The organism is uncultured Thiodictyon sp. (genome assembly GCF_903946935.1).
In the GTDB taxonomy this organism is placed as follows: domain Bacteria; phylum Pseudomonadota; class Gammaproteobacteria; order Chromatiales; family Chromatiaceae; genus Thiodictyon.
The window spans coordinates 1-23,023 of record NZ_CAJAXH010000200.1 but is presented as its reverse complement, the minus strand read 5'-3'; the positions used below and the strand labels follow the sequence as shown (position 1 = coordinate 23,023).

Annotated in this window: 17 protein-coding genes; 5 read left to right on the top strand and 12 right to left on the bottom strand. The window is 63.7% G+C overall.

The annotated features are described in order from the left end of the window. The first annotated feature begins 55 nt into the window (after nt 1-55). The 3 genes from QZX93_RS16665 to QZX93_RS16655 all read left to right on the top strand — a co-directional run bounded on the left by QZX93_RS16665 (nt 56) and on the right by QZX93_RS16655 (nt 4,248). Nucleotides 56-3,604, top strand: coding sequence for a type IV secretory system conjugative DNA transfer family protein (locus QZX93_RS16665; protein ID WP_295384042.1), 3,549 nt, complete (start codon nt 56-58; stop codon nt 3,602-3,604). Nucleotides 3,605-3,686: 82 nt separating this feature from the next. Next, nucleotides 3,687-3,920 carry a DUF6516 family protein gene (locus QZX93_RS16660; RefSeq protein ID WP_366760560.1) on the top strand — a complete coding sequence of 78 codons (234 nt, stop codon included), beginning with the start codon at nt 3,687-3,689 and terminating at the stop codon, nt 3,918-3,920. After that, nucleotides 3,901-4,248 (top strand): DNA-binding protein, encoded by a 348-nt coding sequence (locus QZX93_RS16655; protein WP_295384040.1) that lies wholly within the window; start codon nt 3,901-3,903, stop codon nt 4,246-4,248. Before QZX93_RS16660 ends, QZX93_RS16655 begins: the two co-directional genes overlap by 20 nt. Nucleotides 4,249-4,628: 380 nt before the next feature. On the opposite strand, the gene QZX93_RS16650 is transcribed toward QZX93_RS16655, so the two are convergent. From QZX93_RS16650 to QZX93_RS16605, 10 genes are all read right to left on the bottom strand, one after another. Beyond that, nucleotides 4,629-4,931 carry a hypothetical protein gene (locus QZX93_RS16650; RefSeq protein WP_295384039.1) on the bottom strand — a complete coding sequence of 101 codons (303 nt, stop codon included), beginning with the start codon at nt 4,929-4,931 and terminating at the stop codon, nt 4,629-4,631. A gap of 176 nt (nt 4,932-5,107) precedes the next feature. Continuing rightward, entirely contained in the window at nt 5,108-5,836 is a 729-nt protein-coding gene (locus QZX93_RS16645; protein WP_295384038.1) for an ATP-binding cassette domain-containing protein, read from the bottom strand. Continuing rightward, nucleotides 5,836-7,872 carry a vWA domain-containing protein gene (locus tag QZX93_RS16640; protein ID WP_295384037.1) on the bottom strand — a complete coding sequence of 679 codons (2,037 nt, stop codon included), beginning with the start codon at nt 7,870-7,872 and terminating at the stop codon, nt 5,836-5,838. The genes QZX93_RS16645 and QZX93_RS16640 overlap by 1 nt, the downstream gene beginning before the upstream one ends. A 5-nt stretch (nt 7,873-7,877) precedes the next feature. Further along, the gene (locus QZX93_RS16635; RefSeq protein ID WP_295384036.1) at nt 7,878-9,218 is read right to left on the bottom strand and encodes a tetratricopeptide repeat protein; all 1,341 of its coding nucleotides are present in this window, start codon (nt 9,216-9,218) and stop codon (nt 7,878-7,880) included. A gap of 18 nt (nt 9,219-9,236) precedes the next feature. Next, complete coding sequence (locus QZX93_RS16630; protein WP_295384035.1) at nt 9,237-9,713, bottom strand: hypothetical protein; 477 nt, start codon at nt 9,711-9,713, stop codon at nt 9,237-9,239. A gap of 24 nt (nt 9,714-9,737) precedes the next feature. Beyond that, on the bottom strand, nt 9,738-11,240 hold the full coding sequence (locus QZX93_RS16625; protein WP_295384034.1) for a hypothetical protein: 1,503 nt from the start codon (nt 11,238-11,240) through the stop codon (nt 9,738-9,740). Beyond that, nucleotides 11,209-12,000 carry a hypothetical protein gene (locus QZX93_RS16620; protein ID WP_295384033.1) on the bottom strand — a complete coding sequence of 264 codons (792 nt, stop codon included), beginning with the start codon at nt 11,998-12,000 and terminating at the stop codon, nt 11,209-11,211. The genes QZX93_RS16625 and QZX93_RS16620 overlap by 32 nt, the downstream gene beginning before the upstream one ends. A gap of 94 nt (nt 12,001-12,094) precedes the next feature. Continuing rightward, on the bottom strand, nt 12,095-12,484 hold the full coding sequence (locus QZX93_RS16615; RefSeq protein WP_295384032.1) for a DUF4280 domain-containing protein: 390 nt from the start codon (nt 12,482-12,484) through the stop codon (nt 12,095-12,097). 9 nt (nt 12,485-12,493) lie between these two features. Further along, a complete protein-coding gene (locus QZX93_RS16610) occupies nt 12,494-13,042 on the bottom strand; it encodes a DUF4123 domain-containing protein (protein WP_295384031.1) in 549 nt (182 codons plus the stop codon). A 35-nt stretch (nt 13,043-13,077) separates the two neighbouring features. Continuing rightward, nucleotides 13,078-15,204: a type VI secretion system tip protein VgrG gene (locus QZX93_RS16605; RefSeq protein ID WP_295384030.1), complete on the bottom strand. Its 2,127-nt coding sequence runs from the start codon at nt 15,202-15,204 to the stop codon at nt 13,078-13,080. 661 nt (nt 15,205-15,865) lie between these two features. On the opposite strand from QZX93_RS16605, the gene QZX93_RS16600 reads away from it, so the two are divergent. Next, entirely contained in the window at nt 15,866-19,045 is a 3,180-nt protein-coding gene (locus QZX93_RS16600; RefSeq protein WP_295384029.1) for a patatin-like phospholipase family protein, read from the top strand. A gap of 209 nt (nt 19,046-19,254) precedes the next feature. On the opposite strand, the gene QZX93_RS16595 is transcribed toward QZX93_RS16600, so the two are convergent. Beyond that, nucleotides 19,255-19,836, bottom strand: a complete 582-nt coding sequence (locus tag QZX93_RS16595; RefSeq protein WP_295384028.1) for a cation:proton antiporter — start codon at nt 19,834-19,836, stop codon at nt 19,255-19,257. A gap of 6 nt (nt 19,837-19,842) precedes the next feature. Then, the gene (locus QZX93_RS16590; protein ID WP_295384027.1) at nt 19,843-22,218 is read right to left on the bottom strand and encodes a sulfatase-like hydrolase/transferase; all 2,376 of its coding nucleotides are present in this window, start codon (nt 22,216-22,218) and stop codon (nt 19,843-19,845) included. A gap of 211 nt (nt 22,219-22,429) precedes the next feature. Here QZX93_RS16590 and QZX93_RS16585 point away from each other — a divergent pair, with 211 nt between their 5' ends. Next, the gene (locus QZX93_RS16585; RefSeq protein WP_295384026.1) at nt 22,430-22,648 is read left to right on the top strand and encodes an Arc family DNA-binding protein; all 219 of its coding nucleotides are present in this window, start codon (nt 22,430-22,432) and stop codon (nt 22,646-22,648) included. Nucleotides 22,649-23,023: the final 375 nt, after the last annotated feature.

The window sequence follows — 23,023 nt, the reverse complement described above, 5'->3', positions numbered from 1 at the left end:
GGGCTGAGAACATCAATCGAACATCAATCGCTGCCCGACGCCAAGGACGCACACCATGACCAGCGACCTGACGAACCCCGGCAACCCCCGCGGCACCACCCTCGCCCACGCCCGCTGGACCGATCCGCTCTATGTCGCCGAGAAGTATGCCTACCAGGAAGGCGCCATCTGGCTCGGACGCTGCCCGCACGATCCAGAGCGCGCCATCGGCTACAAGGACGACCGCCATGTCTTCGTCTGCGCCGAAACCCGTTCGGGCAAGGGCCGCGCCTTCATGGTCAACAACCAGGTCTTGTGGCCCGGATCGCTGATCACGGTCGGCCCCAAGGGCGAAGAGGCAACCATCGCCGCCGAGCGCCGCGGCGCGGGCAATGCCTACTGCGACGGCCTGGGCCAGGAGGTCTATGTCCTCGATCCCATGGGCGCGACCCAGGTGCCCGACGGGCTGCGCGCCCATTTCAACCTGCTCGCGGCGCTCGACCCCAACGATGGCGAACTGGTCTCCAAGGTCGACCGCATCGCCAATGCCATCTGCCGCATCCCCCCCGATGCCGCAGAAGCGGCTGAGTGGGCCAAGAAGGGCAAGGCATATGTCGCGAGCGTGATGCTGCATGTAGTCACGGCCGACCGCAAGCACATCGAAGACCAGGGGCTAGCACGCGACATCCTGACCGTCCGCGACCTCGTCACCGAGGGCCATTACCGGCGGGCCGCCCAACTCAACCAGGATGCCAAGGCGAAGGCCGCGCCGGGAGAGACCCCCAAGGCATACAACCCCTACAAGTTGTTGCTGCTGCAAATGGAGAACAACCCGGCCTGCCATGGCGCCGTCGCCCGCTATGCCCGCGATATGCTCCACTCCAACGCCCAGCATGTCCGCTATTTCGAGAGCGTGCGCAGTGCCGCCGTCGAGCACCTGCGCTTTCTGGAAGGCCAAGGGATCATCAACACCGTCAGCGCCGCTGCCGCGGGCGCCGCCTGGCCCCGCACCTTCCGCGTCGAAGATATCAAAGACAAGCGCATTAGCGTCTTTCTCTGCCTGCCCGAGCACAATTACGACCCACTCGACCGCTGGCTGCGGGCCATGATCGAGATCCTGATCGGCGGTATGCAGGAGCGCCAGGGCTTGGGCGCCAACGGCGAGCGCGTACTGTTCTGCATCGACGAATTCGCCAACCTGGGCCGCATGGACAGTATCGCCAAGGCCGCCAATTCCATCGCCGGTGCCGGCGTCAAGCTCATGATCGCCGTGCAGCGCTTAGGCGAGCTGAGCGATCCGAAGCTCTACGGCAACGGCTGGGAGAAGTTCATCTCATCCGCCGGTACCCAGATTTGGTTCGGTGCCGAGGAAATGGAGACCCGCAAATACCTGGAGCGTAAGCTCGGCCAGACCGAGGTCTCCCTCTTTGGCCGCTCCATCAGCAAGGGCCGAAGTACCTCCAGTGCCGAGTCGCTGAGCGAGAGCTATAGCCACACCAACAGCCTCTCCACGGCCGAGTCGGTGAGCGAGGGCACCAGTCACACCAGCAGCCGCTCCACCGCCGAGGCCGTCAGCGAAGGTTCCAGCCACACCGACAACCGCTCCACCGGCACCACCGCGGGCCGCACCGCCAGCAGCGGCACTTCACGCACGAGCGCGCAGTCGCGCGGCAGCGCCCAGACCCGCGGTCAGAGTCAGGGCTATAGCACCAGCGACGGCCGGACCTCCGGCCGCAACTATGGCCCGCATATCTTTTTTGAGCCCTTCGCGCACGGCACCAGCCGCGGCAAGACCTCCGGCCGGAATTGGTCGCAAGGACAAAACGACCAGCGCTCGACCTCGACGGGCAGCACCAGGACCGAGGGGTACAATGAGAGCCAGGGCACCAGCTACGCTCAATCCGAGGCCCGCGGCGCGAGCGACACCCGCACCGCGGGCACGACCCGCACCGCGGGTATGGGCGAAAGCGATAGCCGCACCGAGGGCAGAACCCGTACCGATGGCACCGGCGAGAGCGACAGCCGCACCCAGGGCAAGACCCACACCCAGACCAGCGGCGAGTCCGAGGGCGCTACACTCACCGAGAGTTTCCATGTCAAAGCGCTCCTGAGCGCACTGGAGGCCAAGCAACTCCTGCGGTCGCTGCCCGAGGTCGAGCGCGAGCATCCGGCCTACCCCGGCTTTGCGCTGATTACGCTGGCAGACGAGGAGCATCCCTTTTTCGTCCGCAAGGCCAATCATGACCAGGACCCGTTCTTTGCCCACAAGTTCAATCCGAATCCTGCCTATAAGTTCATTCCCTATGACCAGCAGCCGCTGCTGGGGTGGCAGATTACACCGGAGCATTTCTATACCGTACAGATTCCATCTGGTCTGAGCGGATACTTTGCCGCTCAGGTTATCGGAGGGATCGAGCCTGGCGACCGCATAACACGGGGTCAAGAGTTCCTGGATTTAGTGCCAGAAGTCGCCGATTACTGGCTGACTGAACCGCCGGACTATCGTCCCGCCGCCCCCTTTCCCTTCAAGGTTTTTGACATCGAAGAGGGCGCGGTGCGCGACCACCGTAAGATCCTGTCGCTTCGCGCCGATGTTGCGCTGGACGAAAACCGTCGCGGCGAGTTTGAATCCGCTCTGTGGTCCCGATGGCTCGAATCGACAAAGATTGAACACGATGTGCAATCTGCCGCCTGGGGCGTTAAAAACGCACGACATAAAATGGAAATGCGTTTCCACGAGAAAGATCGCGTATGGTGCGAAGAGATTAACGACTTCGCTAAGTCATCGGACCTCGAAGAATTATGGCGTCACCAGGAGGTTCCTATATATCCCAAGCGTGGGCTCTTCGGTCTGTCTTTCCGCGAGTCGAGTCCTATCCCTAGGATAGAAGATAATTTATCGCCGAGGGATGCGCAGTTCAAGCGGGACATCTTAAAGGCAATCAGACGCTTCGAAGGCGAGGGAAGCTACTTCATTTTTCTATACGGCATTGTGAATGACGCGACAACCGCAGAAACGTTCTATACCGCCGCGGGTGATGCGTTATTCTATGGTACAGGCGACAGCGCTAGTTGTTACGGCTTCTTCTACCGCGGTGTTGATGACAAAAAAAGAGCGCGTTTAAGACTGCCCCTCGAATCGCTCATTAGGAGCGTTGCTAGCGATGCTACGCACCCATTCACCAGAGTTGCGGCAGCGACCTTTTTCGCAATAGAGCTTCGAGCTATAACTCAAAACATGAGGTTATTGAGTTCAGTGGGCCATGTTAACTTCCCGGCGCAACTCTATGCGAGGGCCGGGTGGGAGATGCATCTTTGCAGTTACGAACATTACAGCCATAATAAAATCGGGTATAAACCGGATAAGTCCCTTGCTTATCTCGGACCGCTTCGGCAAGAGGAAACCGCAGATTTGCGTCGTATGCTGGAGCCAGTGGCCGATGATCCCGGTCATCCATATCATGGGATAGTCATGTCAGCGTTCCAGGTCACAAAAGCGTGGCGCCTATTTGAAGCAGGAAGTGTGGAAGATGCGCTTGCGGCCAGCAAGTCCGCGAGAGAACTGCTGGCGACGTTCCTGCAGCGGTTCGCAGCGAGGTCCGTCTGGGCCGGCGGGACGGATTAAACGGAAGCTAATGAGGGACAGACCACGGTTTCCCAAATGAAGGCGCATCCTCTCATTTGCCGCCGACGCATTCGTCGAAGTGGTGATCTGGCAAGTCCCAGCGCCGGTTGCGCCGTCGACTCATCTATTCAAATACCGGCTCGCTTACATCGTCGACGATCGCTGCGTGCTGCGCTATGACAACGAACGGGGGAAGGGCGATCATCGACACACGGAAGCCGCCGAAGCGCCTTATGCCTTTCTGACACCGGATCGTCTGATGTCCGACTTTGAAGCCGACGTGGCGAGGTGGAATCATGAAAACCGTCATCCTTGAAGTGCGTTCTCTCAAAGAGACCTTAGCCGATGCGGCGCACGCCATGGAGACCGGGTGTGCGGAGACCGAGGCACGTATCGGTTTCGCGACCCCGGAACTGTTATGGGAGGTACTGACCGCAAAGCGTTGGGGATTACTCAAAGCGCTGTGTGGCGCCGGCCCAGTCTCGATCCGGGAGGCCGCGTACCGCGTTGGACGTGATACCAAGGCGGTTCATCGCGACGTGACCGCACTCCTCAAGGCCGGGGTACTGAGCCATGCACCGGGGGACCGTATCGAGTTTCCGTTCGACGACGTGAAGGTCGAGTTCCTATTGCAAGCGGCATAAGTGGAGGCGAACCCGATCGAGTGGCTGCTCCTGGTCATTGCAGCGTATCCAATCTCCGGGTGAACCACATGAAATGGCCCTATCTCGAAGTGACCTTTCGCACGGTCGCCCATTGGCTGCCTATCTGTCCCGCGCCCCCGGCGACCCGAGCCGCCGCGCGGCGGCGGCCGGGGTTGGAATGATCGTCAACTACACCGAAGCGGGAACGCCGATCGGAATCGAAATCACGGCGCCGGAACAGGTCACAATCGCGGATCTCACCCCGTCCTCGCGAGCCTAGACGCGCCGACACTGGCGGCCGAGGACATCGCCCCGCTACGTGCCGCGTGATGCGCACAGGCGACCCAAGGCCCGAATGAATATTCCCCCGTCCGGGAGGTCTACATGCTCGGCCCGTCGTAAGAGTCGTCGTAACTCGCCTCCTGCGCCGATTCATCGGCGGTGTCGTAGGCAGCATCCTCCTCGTACGGTTCCAATTGCAAACCTGCGGATGCGGCAGATGTCTGGTCAGACCCCGAGTCGGACGACGAGCCGTCAGCGGCGCCGTCCTGGGCGCTCTCCGCCGCATTGCCGCTCGCCTGCTCGTTGAAGTTGTCGGTAATCGACTCGGTGCGGTCCAGCGCACTTTCTTCCCAACTCTCAAGCTTGACCTCATCCGCAAACGATTGGGTCTTTTCTGACATCGAATGCACTCCGTTATGTGGAAGTCTCGGGGATGATCGACGAGACTCAGCAAAGGTCTTCCCGAACTTCCGTGCCGATGGTGGCCAGGCGGCGCCGACGGCCTCGCTCCACCAAAACCCGTATGCCAAATCGGCTTCATGCTCATCATGTTTCAGGGCACGTCACGACAAGGTCATCAGCCCCAAAACAGCGACCGGGTGACATCCCCATCGCGCTCAATGCGGTGCTCGAGTACCCGCACCCCGGGGGTCGGTTCGGGCCGCCAGTCGTGGCTGGCGATGATCGCGCAGGTCCCGGACTGGCGCACCAGTTCCAGAAACAGTTCCAGGATGCGCGCGGCATTCAGGGGATCGACCGAGGCGGTCGGCTCGTCGGCCAGCACCACCGCCGGGCGGTGGGCCAGCGCCCGGGCGATGGCCACCCGCTGGCGCTCCCCCACCGAGAGCTGCCCCGGGTGCTTGTCGAGTTGGGCGCCGATGTCGAGCCGCTCCGCCAGACGCTCCACCGCGCCGCGCGGGTCGCGACCCAGGAGCCGGCAGGACAGCATAATGTTTTCCCGGGCGGTCAGGAAGGACAGGAGCCCGCCGGTCTGGAGCACATAGCCGATGTGGACGCCTCGCAGTTGCCCCAAACCGTCCAGGTCGGACGCTTGCCACAGCCGCCACAGGTCGCTTACGCTGCGATGCTCCGGGCGGAAGGCGAAGCCCTCGGCCTCATCCGGGCGCAGGGCCAGCGCCAGCATATCGAGCAGGGTACTCTTGCCGCACCCGCTGGGGCCCTGCAACACCACCACCTCGCCCGGGGCGATGCGCAGCTCGGGTACCCGCAGCTCAAAGGAGGTCCCGCCCCCCGCGCGGCGTTTCACCAACCCCTGGCACTGATAAACCGGCAGCGAGGCGGCCATCAGGGCAGGCTGTCCAAGGGGACGGTCGTGACCGACTCACCGGGTGGCGACTGGGGGTTGAGGCCGATCCAGCGGTCGGTCTCATCATGGATCTTGCGGTAGAGCTTGATCTTCTCCTCGATCACGTCGAGTACCTCCTGCTGTTCGGCATAGGAGCGGGAAACCCAGATCTCCTGGGTTAGGTTCATGATCTGGCTGGTATAGGGCAGGCCTTCCAGCCAGGCCCCCACCAGACCCACATCCGCCAGCCGCTTCACCTGCAACTGATTGACCTTGTCCGGGTCACGCGCCAGGGCCGCCGCCGCCCCCCGGAGTTGATCGAAGAAGCTCTTGGCGCTCGCCTGGGTTTTCTCACCGGCGGTGAAGATGGCTTGCAGGGTCTCCTGCAGGTTGCTCAATTGGTTCTTGGTGATCATCACCCGCACCTCCAGGGTCTTCTGCGAGGGGTCGATCAGGTCCCGGTCGGTGACCCAGGCCTCGATCAGCCGGGGCGCCCGGCTGCCGGTCTCCCGGCCCAGGTAGGCGAGTTGCATGGCACGCCCGACCAGTGCCGTCTTGCGGGCGACCGGGTCGGTCTGCGGACCCGTCGGTATCTCGATCGGGCGGTCGGCGGCGGCACTCTGCAACTGCTGGAGCAGGGCATCGCCCAGGGCGTCCACCTGGGTGCCGAAGGCCTCCACGGTGCCGCCCTCCACCGGAAAATACAGGTCCCCAGCGTCGCCCCAGCGACTGAGTTCACGGTACTGCCGGGCCGCCTTCTCGTGGTCCTGCACGCCCGCCCGGGTGAGCAGGTGCAGCACCGCAATGGCGATCTTGCCCCCGCCGCCGGACTGGTCCTTCTCCTGGGCCATGAGCCGCAGACGCTCGGCGGACAGCCCGGTACGCCCCAGGGGGTCCTTGGCGTCCCGCGCGCCGGCATCCGTGATGAGGACCAGGTAACGGGCGTCAAAACCGCTCCAGTCGATCCGCTCCAGGCCGTCCTGTATCCCGGCGAATGAGTCCTCGTCGAACCCCTTGCTGGAGACCGTCGCCTCCTCCACCCCGGCCACCTTCGACTGGAAGGTCGCCGGGTCCTGTCCGTCGGTCAAGGTCGCCACCACCCGGCTCACATAGTCGAGCCCGGGGGCGGCGTCCACGTTATCCCGAAAGGCGACCAGGCCGAAGCTCAGGCGCGCGCCCAGCGACGAGCCCCGGAGTTTGTCATAGAGGCGGCGCACCGCCGCGCGGGTGCGGTCGATATAGGGCCCCATGCTTTGGGTGGTGTCGATCACGAAGACCACCCCGGCGCGATAGCCGGCGGGGCTTGTGGCGGTCGGCGCCAGTTTCGCCTGAGCCGCCTTTTTCGACCCCGCTGGGGCCGCCGACTTAGGCGGCGCACCGTCCGTCAGCGACTCCTGGCCCCCCGCCTGCAGGGTGACGGCGGCCACCTGAAGCAGCATGGTCTCGTGGCCGCTCTGCATATAGACCGGCTCGAAGGCGAGGATCGGCAGCAGATAGAACTGCTTGTTGGGATCGATATAGGTGTCCGGCTCCTTGGCGATGACCGGGAAGTCCGCCGGGTGCTGACCGGACTTGATCTCGGCGCGCAGGCGGTCGACGGTCGGCACCAGGTTCTCGGCATCCAGCAGGCTCGCGAGCCGGTCATGCTCCCGGAAGAAAAGTGCCGGATCGCGATTGGAGGTGCGGGTGAAGGCGAGCGTTAGGGTCTGGCGCCAGTCGATGACCTGCTCCGCCGCGATCCATCCCTGGGGCTCGCCCGCGGCGGCCGCGCCCACCTCCACCCAGTCTTTGCCTGAGGCGCCTTGCCGAGCGTAGACATAGAGGACGGAGAGCGGCGGCAGTTCCGGCCCCGGCACGGCGGCCCCACCCGGGGCGGCGAGCAGGTGCGCGGCGGGCCGGGTCAGCACCCGCTGGAAGAGCCCCGGCTTGTCGGGGATGGACAGGGCCTCGCGGGCGGCGGCCGCCGGGGCCACCGTCAGCGCCAAGAGCATGGACGCCAGCAGTGCCGGCAGGACCTTGGGTCGCATGGGGGTCATGATCTTCACGATTTGTGGGCCAGTACCAGCCAGCCGGCGACCGGCCGCCCGGCATCGCTGCGCAGGACCACCGACTCCAGTCGTCGCACGGCCAGGCCCACCTGACTCAACAACTCCGCCAGATAGTCCCGGGAGTGGGCGTAACGGCCATGATGCTGCAAGCGGTACCGATCCGTCTCGCCGGCGGCGAGCGCCTCTACGGTGAAACACAAATGGCCGCCCGAACGCAGGGCCCCGGCGGCGCTCCCCAGCGCCTCCTCCAGGACGCCGAAATAGACCAGGGTGTCCGCCGAGACGATGAGGTCATAGCGACCCGGCTGCTGCTGCATGTAGGCGCAGAGTTCCGCCTGCTGCAAGTCGTCATAGAGCCCACGCCCGCGCGCCTTATCCAGCATCCCCTGGGAGAGGTCCACCCCCGTGAGGGTGCGGGCGAACGGCTTGAGCGGCGCGGCGCACAGCCCGGTCCCGCAGCCGACGTCCAACACCGTAAGCGTCGCAGCCGGGGTCCCCAGGCAGCCCGCGACCGCCTCGCCCACCAGGGTCGGTGCGCGGTATTCCAACAGGGCCAGTCGGGAGTCGAAGCTAGTGGCAAACTGGTCGAAGGTACACTGCACATAGGCATCGGAGGCCCGCACCGGAATACCTTGGCCGGTACAGGCCGCCAGATAGTGCAGCGCCTTGGGATGATCGGGCTCCTCGGCCAGCCACTCGCGATAGATCCGGGCGGCCTCCTCGGGGTGCCCCAGCAGACACTGGGCCATGCCTAGCATCTCGCGGGTATGGGGGTTCTTGGGCTCGCACACCAATGCCGCGCAGGCCTGCTGTACCGACTCCTCGATCCGTCCCAGCTTGATATAAAGACCCGCCAGGGTGTTTCTGGCCTGGGCGAAGTCCGGCGCCAGCTCAATTGCGCTCAACAGACAGCGCTCCGCATCGGCGAACCGGCTCAGTGCCTTGCAGAGTACCGCATAGTTATGCAGCGCATCCGGGCGCTGGGAGTCGAGCGCAAGGGCCTGCCGATATTGCTGCTCCGCATCCTCGAAGCGCTCGCAGTCGAGCAGTAGATTACCCAGGTTGGTGCGGTATCCGGCATGGTTCGGGACCAGCTCGAGCGAATGCGCCATGAGCCGCAAGGCGTCCTCGTCGTGGCCCTCTTGGTGCGCCAGGACGCCCATAAAGTGCAGCGCATCCGGGTGCTCGGGCACCAGGGCGAGCACCCGGCGATAGACCGCGAAGGCATCCGCATGATGGCCGGCACCGTGCAGGGAGGTCGCAAGCTCCATCGCCTCGTCAATCGACAGTGACGGGGGCAGGTCCCGCTGGGGATCGGGAGTGACAGCCATCATAGCGCAGGCCTCAGGCGATTAGGGAGCGGAGATGGTGACTTGGACGACATTCGACTTGGCCCCGGCATAGGTGGTCGCGATTTCATAGGTGCCGGGCGTCAATCGCGCAGGCAGATAGCGTTGGGCGTCGATGTTGAAGTAGCCGTCCACCGTGACCCCCGCGAATGACTCGCGACTGGGGCGTGGGGCCTCCGGGGGTGGCGGGTCGACCGGCTCATTTGCGCCTTCCTCAGCGATCTCTCCAGATAACACCTCCTTACTGTTCACCCGGCGGACATGAACGGTGAGGGGCGGACCATCCATCGCCGCGAGTACCGCCACGACGAAATAGCCGCAGACCGGAACGATCGCCGCCTCCCGCGCGCGGGGCTGAATGCGCTCGGGCGCCACGATCGCCACCCCGCTCCACTGGGGCGAGGGCGCGGCGGGCGAGCATTGCGTTTGCTCGTAGGTGCCCAACGCCACCTCTTGGAAATACTGCGGTACATAGTCCATCAGCGGCCCTCCGCATCGTTGTTGTTACCAACCGGCATTGATATCCAGCTTCTTGACTGCCTTTTCACAGTTCGAGCAAAACGCGCTCTTGCTATTGCTCGTGCCGAACATGACGCACTGTGACGCGTTCGTGTTACTCGTCGTGTTATAACTCGTTTCACCGGCCGGACAGCCTTTGTAGCAATGGTCTCCGGCATGGCCCTTGCCGGAATAGTGTGTCGCCACCGCATCGGGTCGATTGCCGGCACCCTCGGCAACCATGCCGACCTTGTGCCCTACCTCGTGGATGATCACGCACTCCTGACTGGTGTCGTTTTTATTCGCCCACCAGGCGCGCGTACAGACACAGACCTGGTTGGCGCCACCCAGCGCCAAACCGGCCCGCATCCGGTCGACCACGTTGACCTTGACCTCGACCTTACCCTGGCCAGCCGCCAGTGCGGTGACATCCACTTCCACCTCGTTCCAATAATTTCCACTGCCATTGTAGCTCACTTTATCGGCAGGAATAACCGTCTCCCCCCCGGCATTCGGATAAAACTTGGCCTCGACCAACCAGCCCTCACCGGTGACGATGTCGTGCCACAGATATCTGGTATCGACCGTGTTCGGCGCCAACAGCCCGCGCGACACCACCGGGATGACGACGTTGGGCTTGCCCGGCCCCACGTCGACCGGCTGCTTGCTGATTGCAACATTGGCGTTTTTCACCGCCAAATGATCGGTATAGACGACGGCCAGCAGGTATGGCTTCTTGGCCTTGGTCGCCGCCGCGCCGTCAATGGCCGTGTCGACGTTGCCGGAGAGGGTGCCGCTGTCCGTGCCGTCTCCGATATTTTCCTGGTGCGTGATCGACAGGGCCGTCAACTCTTTCAGGACCAGGTGATGTTTGTCAAATTCGCTATCGACCACAGCGGTGGATGACAGGACCGAGCTGAGGCCGCTCATCTTGGCCTCCACATAATAGAAGAGGCGTTTGGTGGTGAGCTCGCCGGTCTGCACCTTCTTGCCCTTGCTGTCCTTGGCCTCGGCCTTGAATTTATAACCGCCGCCGGCTACCAACTGGAACTGACCGGCAATGATCTTGGTGCCGTCCGGCTCGGTCGTGTAGCTTTTCTCGTCCTCCGTATACTTGAAATTGCCATTACGGCCCTGCTCGGTGTCGGTGTAGGCGGCGGTGCCGGTCGGGGCCAGCAATTTTGCCTTGAAGGAATGAGCGCCCGGTTTATCGAATTTGACCTTGAGCCGCGGCGTCATCCCCAACCGGTCCTTGTTCTTGACCTCGGTGCCGTCGACCCAAGCGTCCTCCTGAGGGAGATTCACCCATTGCGTCGCGGCGGCCGTCTCGATGCTGTCGCCACCGTCGAGCCAGGCGATTGAAACGATATTGGCATCGGCCAGCGGGCAGGGTTGCTTCGGGTCATCGACCGGCTTGTCGCCCCCCGATTGCTTGGCAACGTCCGAGGCCTTATCCGGTTTAGAGCACCATCCCATCTCACGACTCCGAGTCAAGGGCCGTCGCGGCACGCACCTGCGCGATGACCTTTTCGGCATAGGCCGTCGCGGCCGCCGCCAGGATCGCGGTACGGCCGGCGGCGCGGGTCTCCGCGGCCAGTTCGGCGAGGTGATCGGCCACCGCACCGCGGATGAGCGGATCATGGAAAAAACCCAGACCGCTCAGGAAGGCGGCGCTGGCATAGATCGTTTGCGCGACGGGCTCCTGAAAGCCGTCCGCGCGAGCGCGGTGAACCGCCTCGCGGCAAAACGCTGACAGCGTCTCGGTGTCATGTGCCGCGTGCTTCTGCGGATAGATCAGGGCAAGAATCTCCAGCAGGTCGGAGAGCGAGGTCGGTGCCCGCTTATTCGGTATGGCCAACCAGGCATTGAGTCTGGCGGTCGCCTGCAGGAGGTTGCCGGCGTCGGGCCCACGCGTGGCGTCGAGATAGGTCCAGGCGCGCTCGTAAAGCAGGTCGTGGCGCTGAATGGCGCTAGCAATGTCCGGATCGAACAGGGTTGTCGTCAGTGCTGAATAGAGCGGGTTGCGGCAGAAATCCCAGCCCAGCAGGATGGTGTGATCGGCAAATGACTGCACCGTGGCCACGGTGTCGAAGCCATAGCCTCGCGCCTGCTCAATCGCGCCGCCAACGAAGGCCGTGATGGCCGCATCGCCGGCGAGTCCGGTCGGCAGCGGGAAAAACGCTTGCAGGTGCATTTGCAGGCGGGCCTGGTAGCCTTCCAATTCATAGCGTGCGAAGCACTCCATCTGCTCTTTGCGTATGATCAGCATCGCCGCTGTTCCCGCCGTAATCCCGCGCTGGCCGCCGCCACTGGTGCAATGCGCGCAAACCGCCCCTGCGCGGCGCCAACCCGGTCGCCGCCGATCATGGGATCTGCTCCGTGAACTGCCCCGGCACGATGACTGAGATGACCCCCGCCCAATTGCAGATGAGCTTGGACACGTCGTCCAGGGCCGGCATGTTGCCGAGTATGACCGTCGCTGCACCGGGCGCCCAGGGGGCCGTGGTCATGGGGACGCATGGCATGGGGGTCAGCACCCCCATGGCGGCGGAGGTCGCGGCGGCCACGGTCGGATTGGCCAGGCTGGTACACATGCCGAATGGCATGATGTTCAGCATGGGTACATTGTCCATGATGTTGGCCGCCGGCATATTGCCGGTCATCATCTGATTCTTCGGCAGCACCACCAATGAACTTGGCGCCACGCCGAAGCTGCATTGCAGCGTGGCACCCGAGCAGACGTGCATGGGCATGGGTAACTCCTAAGCCGCGGGGCCAGGCCGCGCGAGGCTCAATGGCTGCTGGCCGAGCCCGGTGTCGGCGACCGTAAAGCGCACGAGTGTAGCGGGCTGCGCGCCCTCCGCGTAGTAGGCGGTCACTGGGCCGAACAGGGCCTTCAACTCGTCGGCGTTGCAGGTCGGCAGATAGGTGCGCAGGACCCGGGGATCGTAATAACGGAAATACAGTGGCGCGCCGTCGGGACCCCAGACTGACAGGAATTTGCGAAAATGCATGCGTAATTTCCGGAAATCGGCGCGCGAGGCGGCGAGAACACCCCAATGCCGACCCACGCCCTGCATAAGGAATAACGCGGTGAAGGCGGCGGTGGCCGGCAATTGAACCAGATAGGGGGCAGCCATCGCCAGCTCCGGCTCCAGCTCCCCGGGCAATAAACAGATGTGGGTCAACTGGTGCTCGGACAAGAGCGCCAACAGATTGGGGATGAGTGCGCCGTCAAGCAGGGCATAGAGCTGCTCCGGTGCGCTGGCCAGGCGCTGTTGGAAGGCCTGCACTTGGGTCTGGTCGATCACGTTCGGGCTCCGTTGGGCTGACTGGCAGCGTGCCTTCAGGTCGCGGACTGGTTCGCTTGGGCGAGGCGCGCCGCTTCGCACTTGGCGCAGAATGGGGTCCCGTTCTCGGCGGCGGCGGCGAGGGCCGCGGCCTGCGCCTGGTCCTGCGTCTGGGACTCAGGCGGAACAAAGACCACCCCCTTGACCTGCGCCAGCGATGCGGGCGTCATGGTCGGCGGGGTGCCCGCGGCGGCGTCTGAGACCTGCCCCGGGTCGGCGTTGGCCGCCTCCTTGGGCGCCTTGGGTGCATCCGGGGAGCAGCCGGAGCCGGAGCCGGCCGAACCGCCGCTATTGATCAACACCGGGGTCCCGGAAATGGTGACGCCAGCCGGTCCCACCACGATGAATCCGCCGCCGGCCTTGAGCGTCACGCTCATGCCGGCCTCGATGACCACGTTCATCCCGCCCTTGAGGTGGACCTCCTGGCCGGCGTCCAACCCATACTTCGTGCCGACCTTCTGTTGGAGATTCATGCCGGCCTTCAGCGAAACTGTGCCGTCCACCTTTTCGTTCTGGTCGCCGGTGACGCTCAGATGCTTGTCGCCCTCGACCTGCTCGAGCTGATCCGTGGTCACGATCAGGTGACGCTCATTGCCGATCCACTCAAATGAATCGTTCTTTACCCGCAGGTCCTGGTTCATCTCGGCGTGGATGAACAACTGCTCCGAACCCTTCTTATCCTCCAGACGAATCTCATTGAACCCGCCGCCGCCCTTGCTGGAACTGCTCTTGAGGCTCGTCATGGTGGCCTGTCCGGGCAGGTCATAGGGCGGCATACATTCGCCGTTGTAAACGCGGCCGGTGACGATCGGCTGATCCGGATCGCCTTCAAGGAAGTCGACGATCACCTCCTGGCCGATCCGCGGGATCATCATGCCGCCCCAGCCCTTGCCGGCCCAGACCTGGGCGACCCGCACCCAACAGGAGCTACTCTCGTCCGCCTGGCCGTAGCGGTCCCAGTGGAACAGCACCTTGACCCGACCGTACTTGTCGGTCCAGATCTCTTCGCCGGACTTGCCGACGACCACGGCGGTTTGGGGACCCTGGACGACCGGCTTGCGCGCGCGGCGCGGCGGCCGGTAGGGGAGCGCGGCGTCAACTGCACTCAGGGTGCAGCGAAAGATCGGGGCCACGGCCGCGTCTGCGGAGCGGAAGGTGTCGGATTGCAGCACATAGTCCGCGCCGACGATCAGGTGTTCGCGGTTCTGGTCCGTGCGAGGGTGCTCGGACAGGGTGAAGAGTCCGCCGCACGTAAGGCCCCGCGCGTCGCCCTTGGCCTGGACGCTGGCGTAGCCGACCTGCGCCTCCTCCAGCCGGATGCGGGCATAATCCTCACCCGCGGAGCGTTCGGTGTAATCGCCCTGGTAGTCGAAGACCTCCAGTCCAGCGAGCGCGTGTGACTTCGGGGCACTGCTGCGGGCGAGCAGGCCCTTGCGCGGGGCCGTGAAGTCGTAGGCGCTGTGGGCAAAAGCACCCGAACTCACCGCATTGACCAGGGTCCAATCGTCGATGCGCTCGAAATCGCGCAACGCCGACTGACCCGGGAGAAAATAGGGCACCGTCTCGTAGCCGGGCGCTGGCGAGTGAGCGCTGCGGCTGTCGGCGAGCACCAGCAGGTGTTTGCCGTCGGTGTGCTCGTGGAAGTAATAGATACCCTCGTGCTCGAGCAGCCGGCTGACAAAGTTCAGGTCGCTCTCACGGTATTGGACACAGTAAGTCCATGGTTGGTAGCTGCCGGAGAGCCGCTGCTCAAAGTCGGTGAAACCGTGGTCGCGGAAGATCTGGGTCACGATGTCCGGGACGGTCTGGTCCTGGAAGATCCGGCAGTCGGCGCGCCGCGACAGAAACCACAGCCAGGGCACCAGGGTGGCGCGATAGCGGGCGATGGTGCCATCGAACCCGCAGTGCGCAAAGCGGTTGACGATGCCGTTGAAATAGCGGTCCTGGTCGCCGCTTGCGGGCAACAGCAGGGAGACTGTCGCTGGGGTACCCAGGAGCGTGTCGGCGCCGATGTCGAGCCGCTCGCCGATCAGCTCGAGTTCGTACTCGAAGGGGGCGCTCAAGCGCTCCGTGCCAGTCATGTCGCGCAGAAACAGCACGTCTTCGCCGAGTGCGGTATTCACCCGAAGTGTACGCGTAGCTTGACTGGCGAGACTGGGCATCTTGGGTGGCCTTGCTGGTAAATGCCGCGAGTATAACCGGTGCGACCGGGGCGGGCATCCGTGGGGCAGGCGCCCCGCGGAACCTTGACCATTTGGGGCGATATCCTTCTAGCCGGGGCTGTGTCGACCCCACATTAGGAGCTATCCCAGGCCGCGGCGGCTCGCCGCGCGATCGGCTCGACTGGCGGCACAATCCACGGTGCCCTGGTTCCCGCGGTGGCGGCTGTAACCGTCGCGAAAAACGGCGTGTACGCCCCCTCCCCTCGCGTCTCCAGCGGCCCGCCCGGGGTGAAGTTGGGTGCATCCAGGATGCTGTACAACCATGAGTACAACCACGAAGAGCCGAAGATTCATGCGGCCGGGCCTATCCTCAACGACCGATGACCCAGCGCGGGCAGCCTCGGTGCCCATCCACCTTCACCGCCTGCTAACATAGCGCGCACAGCGGCGGACTCAAGGACACGCACGGCGGCTGGGAAGTTTGGCCACAGCGCCCCAGAACGGCTGAGACCGCGCATTGGCGGCTTTCTTGGTGGAAAACGCACTGCACTGTTGAGCGATCGAGCGATCGCGGAGGTAGCTGATGGCAAATGGCGCAGACTCGCCGCACCAGACGAGACCATTGATCGAAGCGCTGTTTCTCGATGTGCCCTATGTGATCGACCGCGTATGGCGGTGGGCGGAATATTATGCCCATCGTCTGGGCTGCGTTGCGCTCGACGACGATGCCCATCCGTGGCAGGCACGGTCACTGACGCGCACCTCGCTATTCGCGGTCTATGCGCTGATGACGGCTTTCATCGCTTTCGGCCCGACCTTTAACAGCCTGTGCGGAATTCTCGGCCCGCCGGGCGCCCGCTCTCTCGCCCAATTTGTGACGGGACTGTTCATCGTCGCGGCGGCACTGATTGCGCTGCGGATGATGGCGGCCATCGTGATCGTCCTGAAACAACGGGTGAGCAAGGAACCGGCCAATTTCAATGCCAAAACGGCGAAGCTCAACCTGAGCGATTGGAAGCGACTCATCACAGCCGGACTCATACTGTTCGTGTTTACCATCGGCTGTACCGTGGCACCCTTTATTGCCGCGTTGGTTGCGTTCCACCACTTGGCCCCGGATGCGGCGACCTGCCGGCAACTGCCGGACGCCACCGCGATAGGGTGGCAACTGGCGATTACGTTGTCGATGATTGCGATCGGCGCCTGGCTGCTGGCGACGAAGCGATTACGCTCGGCGGCCCGCCGGCTGGTGCTGGTGCTTACAACCTGGCTCGCCGGGGTTGCCGTGATGTGGTGGTTGGCCGGACCGGATGGGCGGGAGGCCGATCCGGGTCCCTATCGGCACATTTATCCCATACTGGTCGGCCTGCTGATGCTGGTAGCGTTATTGGCGCGATGGTGGGCAACATTCCTGATGGAGTCCATGGCACGGACACTGCGCGCCGGCCAGGACGAATGGTTCACGCCATTCCGGAAGCGGGTCCAGATCACCGAGCTGTTAAGCGTCGATGCAACCGATCCGGATATCGGCGTCTATCGCATCGCGGCGAGCTTCGTTATCGGCGTGGGGGCCCGGCCGATGCAGGCCTTGTTGCTGCCCGCACTGGTGGCCATGATGGCTCCGACCCAGTGGCTGCCGATCGCCACCGCCGTGACGTTCGGGTGCGGTGCGCTGTTGCTCGCTTATGGGAACCTGTCGAACCGCTGGCAGCAACTGATCACGTACGTGGAACGCTGGTTTCTCGTCGGCTTGCCGCTGCCAATTTCGGTATTCGTGATTGCGATGGGCGCACTGCGCTTGCTGGATGTGCAGTATGCCTCGACGATCTTGGATGCCGCGCCCTTCGGCACCCTACTGGCAGGCGTCATGATGTGTTATCTGGCTGCCTGGTTTTTCGAGTATTGGATCAATCGCTGGCCCGCCGAGCATCTGCTGGCCGCGCTGGGCGCGCCGGAACACGGACGCGACGGGGTACTGGAACTCCACTCTCAGATTCCGGCTCCCCCGATCGGATTGCAACCCAGCGGCCGCACGCTCGCCATCCACGGCGCGGGTCGGCTGTGCGCGCAAGGCTGGCGGCAGAATGACCAAACCGTCACAAAAGGGAATTCGCAACGCGAACCGGTGTTTGAAACTTATGGATTTGAGGATCTGTTTCAAGCCCTGTCCTGGCCCGGTGACGATCCCAACATTCTCCACAGCCTGCAGCGCGTCCTGCGACTGTATTTCTACACGATCAATGCATTACTGGTGGCGATCGGCGCCGGCTTGCTGTGGCTGCATGGCACCTACGCCGCACCGCTCGCCGCCCACCCCGTCGTCGCGGCACAGGTCGCATCGGCGCAGCCGCAACCGGATGATTTAATCGCATTGCTGCGGCGCCAAGCGCTTCAATCGCGTCCGGCAATTGTTGTTGCAGCGTCGGGCGGTGGAACCCGGGCGGCGGTTTATACAGCGCGCGCACTCGAGGGATTAGCCGGCCTTGATCGCACCCGCGACGTGGTGCTGGTCAGCGGCGTCTCGGGCGGAGGCGTTGCCGGGGCATGGTTCGTGACGCACTATGATGAGCTCGGCGGCGCCAAGCGCAATCATGAGCAGGCTTGGAAGGACTATGTGACGGCCGTCGGGCAGCCCTTCATCATCGACGTGCTGAACGGAAGCACAGAGCTGCGCGTTGCCGGTGACGTCTCGCTCGGCGAATTGCTAGCGGAGAGCTTTAGACGCCGGCTGTTTAACGATCTCACGCTCGGGGATTTGCGCGGACCGAGGCTGATCCTTAATACCACAGTGAGCGGACATCCGGTCGAGGATTCGCAGTTGCTCAATGGCCGCTTTGCGTTAGCGACGACGGACGACGACTCCGGTCCGTTCTCGTCGCTCGCGGGAAGCCGGCTGATCTTCACCACCCTGGCGTCGGATGCCGGATTTCCGGGGCGGGCCACGGATGCCGGATATCCGGACCAGGACACGGCGCGCGCCGACGTGCGCATGCCCTACACCCTAGTGCGCGATACCAAGGTCCCGGTGGCTGCCGCCGCCGCGCTCAACGCCAATTTCCCGCCGGTATTTCCGAATGCGCGGGTGAGCCTGAGCGAGGTGGATCGGCAGGGGTGTCATCATCGCTCGTATTTTGTTACCGACGGTGGCGCAACCGAAAACCTGGGGCTGGTCTCGGCGCTCTATGCACTGCGCGGGGCGCTGCTCAACTGGCCGGATGAGGCGGCGCTTCCGGTCATACATATTGTGGCGGCCGAGGCGTCCGCAATCGGCTACGACTACTCGCAGGATCACGGCATCGGGGCCGCGATGGACGGCGCCAAAGAGCGCGTAACCGGCGCCCTAACCCAGGAGCTGATCGAGGATATCAACCATCGCCTCCTCGCAAACAAGGCTCAACCGTTGCACATCCATTTTCTGACCTTGCCAATGGCCTTCCGCTCGCGCGGCGGCTTTGGCACCCATTGGATGTATGCGGACACATTCCGCATTGCCAATCCGCTGGTGCGTGAGATGCCAGGACGCTTGATGGCATCCCTTAAACAGACATTCACCTCCCGGCGCTACTATCAGACGCTCAAGCGGGATGACATCGATACGCTGTGGCCGGCATTGTTTTCGGCGAGTGGCAACTTCTGCACATCGCACGATACCTGGTCTGCCAGTGCGAACCAGGTCGCCGAATGGATTTGCGGCAAGGACTCGACACATCCGCTGAAGGCAGATCCCGACGCCCAAATTGACGCATGGAATGCCGTCGTTGGAGAACTGGGAAATCACCGGGACAGGCTACCTGACCAATGAATGCACCGACTGTTGGCTGTCGGCTCAACGGCGTACCTTGGTCCGCGAAGGATCAGTGACTGCTATCCGTCGAGCCTTGACCCTGGGCGCCTTGATCGTCATTAATGCCGGGACGCCGGAATCCAGGCAAGGGACAGCAAGCTCCTGGCCGCCGCGGGCTCGTAGATATGGCGGACTGGCCGGAGCGACGCGCAACCTAAACGCGGGAATTACTCACGCCAAGGCGCCAAGCTCGCCAAGAAATACAAGCGGGTCGATCCACTCTCCAGATCACCCCGGCCAAAGACTTCGGTCAGCGCCGGACCGAGCACAGCGCTCAGGACCATCAGAAAGTCGAAGCCGAACAGGTGCCCGACCAGGGTACCGGCCGCCAGCGGCAGTAGAAAGGTCAAGGCACCGAAGCTCAGGGAGCGGCTACGCGCCGCCGCGAAGACCGCCAGATCGATCTCCAGACCGGCGATAAACATCAAAAAGACCCGCCCCAGCGAGGCGAACAGGTTGACGGTACCGGTGCTGGGATCGACCACATCCAGCACGAAGGGGCCGAGCAGGACCGCGACCAGGAGCAGCCCCACGGCCGCCGGCAGGCGCAGCCGGGTACACAGCGGCGGCAGCGCAAAGATCAGGAACAGCACCAGGGTGAAGAGTTCCATGGGCGAGGCCTGCTCGCGCAGATACCCGATCAAGACCCCCGGCCGGTAGCTGACACCGACGGCGATGAGGCCGATCGCCAGTGCGGCGACGAGCGGCCAGCGCTTGCGCAGCAGGCGCAGGGTGGGGGATTCAGGCATCGTGACTCACTCGGGTGACTTCAGGGCGACCTTGACCGAGTCGATGGTCCCGTCGAAGGCGAAGGGCCGGCGATCAAAATAGTCGAGCGAGACCGGCGAACCCAGATCGGTCCCCACATCGAAGGTCTCGCTGGCGGTAAAGGCCGCCGGGACGGTGCGCTTGACCGTGGTCCGCGCGAGCTCCTGACCATCGACGCTCAACACCACCTGCGCCGGGGCGCCGGGCTTGGCAATCGCCGTGTCCACCTCGATCCGGTGTTTGCCCGCGGGGAGCTTGTTCTGGGAGCGCGCCGTATAGCGCTCGATGATCATCATGTTGTATTCGTAGATCAAAATGCCCTGATCCATATAGAGCGTCAACCCGCCGGACGCGCCACCCAGTGCATAGAGCACACCGGATGCGTTTTCTCCCAGCTCGGCGTCGATGGCTACATGATTGCTCTCACGGCCCAGCCCCGGCGCCGTGAACTCCGGCATGCGGGTCGTGGTCGCGTCGAATTGCCAGCTCGTATAGGGCGTTTTGATGCGATCCTCGGGGTGAATACGCAGCCAGATACCGGCCCCGATGGGGAAGACCTTGTTCTCCTTGGCATCATTGAGGAACAGCGTCTTCATCGCCCCCAGCCGCTGCGGTTCCTGGGCGGCCAGGTTCGCGGCCTGCGAGAAATCGGCCTTGAGGTTGTAAAGCTCCCAGATGTCCTGATTGGAATCCCAGGTCGCGAGCCCAGGACTCACCGTGAGCCAGGGTGTCAGCGGGCCGAAGGTGCAGGCATACCAGCCGTCCCGGTAGATGCCGCGGCTGCCGTTGTTGTCGAAATACTGGGTGAGCTTGCGGCCGGGTGCCTTGGGGTCCGCAAACGTATAGGCCATGCTGGTGCCATCGATCGGGTCCTGCGGAAAGCCGTCCACCACCTTGGGCGGTTGGATATGCAGGATGTCGTATAGCGTCGGCGCGATGTCATTGACGTGGTGGAATTGGGGACGCGGCGTCTGATCGGGCTTGATGTGCGCCGGCCAGGAGACAGCCAGCGGATTGCGGGTGCCGCCAAAGTGCGAGGCGATGAGCTTGGTGTACTGGAATGGCGTATCGCCCGCCCAGGCCCAGCCGGCATGATAGATGTTGTCCACCTTGGGGCCGCCCAGCGCATCCAGACCGCCGAGTTGGTCCAGCGCCGCCAATTGCTGTGCGACGGTGTTGGGGATCTGGTTCTGCGCCAACAGCTCGCTGATGCTCCCCTGCTGGCCCTCGGCGCTCGACCCGTTGTCGCCGAAGACATAGAAGACGATGGTATTGTCGCGCACGCCCAGGCGGTCCAATTCGTCGATGACCTTACCGGCCTGGGTGTCGACATGCTCCACAAAGCCGGCAAACACCTCCATCAGGCGGCGCTGGAATGGACGTTCGGACTCCGGAATGCTGTCCCAGCCGGCCATGTTATCCGCGCGCGGCGTGAGCTGGGTGTCCGCTGGTATCCAGCCGAGCGCCTGCTGTCGTGCGAAGGTCCGCTCGCGCAGCGCATCCCAGCCGTTGTCGAATTGGCCCTTGTACTTGTCCGCCCACTCTTTGAAGATGTGGTGCGGACCATGTCCGGCACCGGGCGCCCAATACATGAAAAAGGGCTTGTCTGGGGAAAAGGCGCGGTGCTTGCGTAGCCACTTGATCGCCTGGTCGGCCAGGTCTTCGCTCAGGTGGTAGCGCTCATCATGCGGCGGCTCGATCGTATTGAAGTTCTCCACCAGCCGCGGCTCCCATTGGGAGGTCTCGCCGGCCAGGAAGCCATAGAAATAGTCGAAACCGATCCCCGGGCCGGTCGGCCAGAGGGTGAATGGACCCATCGCCGTGGTCTGGGTGGCTGGGGTGTTGTGCCACTTGCCGAAAGCGGCGGTGGCATAGCCATAGTCCCCCAGGACCTTCGCGAGCGTGGCCGAGGTCCGGGGGATCTCGCCGGTGTAACCGTCCCAGTCGACCGCACGCTCGGCGATGGTCCCAGAGCCCACCCGCTGGTGGTTGCGCCCGGTCAAGAGCGCCGCCCGGGTCGGCGAGCAGATCGCGGTGGTGTGAAAGGCGTTGTAGCTGATGCCGGCATTGGCGATACGCGACAAGGTTGGCGTATGGATAGGTCCGCCGTAGGTATCCGCGAGGCCGAAGCCCACGTCATCCAGCAGGATGATCAGGATATTGGGCGCATCCGCGGGCAGGTGGTTCGGCTCCGCCCGGCGGACCATCTTGGACTCCGCAAGGGTCGGGGCGGCGATGCTGGCCGAGGGGATCGGCGGGAAGGGCAGCACCGAGCCGTCGTTCGGCGTCGCCGTCGGGGTGGCCGCCTGGGTAGCGGGCAGAAGGCCGCACAGGGCAGCCACCAGCAGGGCCTTGATCTTCATCGCGCTCACATCTCCGGCAACTGAGGGTCGGCCGATTTCGGCCCAGTGGGGCAGCCAACTTAGCCGAGCCGAGTCGGACCTGTCTATCCGTTTGGCGCAAGCCTGGTACACCACCCTGCACCGGTTCCCGCAGCAGCCGCATATTGACTATTTACCGGAGAATCCAGCCACTGCTATGGTGGCAGCATTTATCCCTTTGAGGAGATCATCCATGGCCCAAGTCCTGGTTCGCAATCTCGACCACGACGTGAAGGAACGGTTGCAGCAGCGTGCCCGTCGGCATGGGCACAGCATGGAGGAGGAGATCCGCGCGATCCTGCGGCAGGCGCTGGCCGACCAGGAAGCACCCGCCGCCGGGCTGGGTTCGCGTATCGCCGCCCGCTTCGTCGGCCAGGGCTTGACCGAGGACCTACTACCTTATTCCGCCTAATCTTGCGCCTGCTCAAGCCCCGAAGGGGCGCGACATACCAGCCCAGGGCAACGCCCTGGGTATGACGGATAATAGACCCCAGCCCTGAAAGGGCGTGACATCAGGAGCCCACCGTTCTGTCACGCCCTTTCAGGGCTGGGCCGAATAAACAACGCTAACCCAGGGCGTTGCCCTGGGCTGACATGTTCGACCCCGTTGGGGTCGGCATGCAACATAGGGTGGAATGGGGTACGACCTGAGTTGCACGGACAGGTACCGCGACCGGCGATGTTTGAGCCTAAGGCGATTTCCATATAATAGTTTCCCTGCTATAATAGCAATGTTCCCAACAGATCGACCCACCAAGTGCATCTATGTTATCCGAGACCGAAACGG

Excerpts from the sequence above, each read along its gene's own strand:
- QZX93_RS16655 (WP_295384040.1), top strand. The coding sequence starts at position 3,901 with ATGAAAACCGTCATCCTTGAAGTGCGTTCTCTCAAAGAGACCTTAGCC.
- QZX93_RS16665 (WP_295384042.1), top strand. The coding sequence starts at position 56 with ATGACCAGCGACCTGACGAACCCCGGCAACCCCCGCGGCACCACCCTC.
- QZX93_RS16590 (WP_295384027.1), bottom strand. The coding sequence starts at position 22,218 with ATGAAGATCAAGGCCCTGCTGGTGGCTGCCCTGTGCGGCCTTCTGCCC.
- QZX93_RS16615 (WP_295384032.1), bottom strand. The coding sequence starts at position 12,484 with ATGCCCATGCACGTCTGCTCGGGTGCCACGCTGCAATGCAGCTTCGGC.
- QZX93_RS16645 (WP_295384038.1), bottom strand. The coding sequence starts at position 5,836 with ATGGCCGCCTCGCTGCCGGTTTATCAGTGCCAGGGGTTGGTGAAACGC.
- QZX93_RS16630 (WP_295384035.1), bottom strand. The coding sequence starts at position 9,713 with ATGGACTATGTACCGCAGTATTTCCAAGAGGTGGCGTTGGGCACCTAC.
- QZX93_RS16640 (WP_295384037.1), bottom strand. The coding sequence starts at position 7,872 with ATGACCCCCATGCGACCCAAGGTCCTGCCGGCACTGCTGGCGTCCATG.
- QZX93_RS16650 (WP_295384039.1), bottom strand. The coding sequence starts at position 4,931 with ATGTCAGAAAAGACCCAATCGTTTGCGGATGAGGTCAAGCTTGAGAGT.
- QZX93_RS16620 (WP_295384033.1), bottom strand. The coding sequence starts at position 12,000 with ATGCTGATCATACGCAAAGAGCAGATGGAGTGCTTCGCACGCTATGAA.
- QZX93_RS16585 (WP_295384026.1), top strand. The coding sequence starts at position 22,430 with ATGGCCCAAGTCCTGGTTCGCAATCTCGACCACGACGTGAAGGAACGG.
- QZX93_RS16635 (WP_295384036.1), bottom strand. The coding sequence starts at position 9,218 with ATGATGGCTGTCACTCCCGATCCCCAGCGGGACCTGCCCCCGTCACTG.
- QZX93_RS16595 (WP_295384028.1), bottom strand. The coding sequence starts at position 19,836 with ATGCCTGAATCCCCCACCCTGCGCCTGCTGCGCAAGCGCTGGCCGCTC.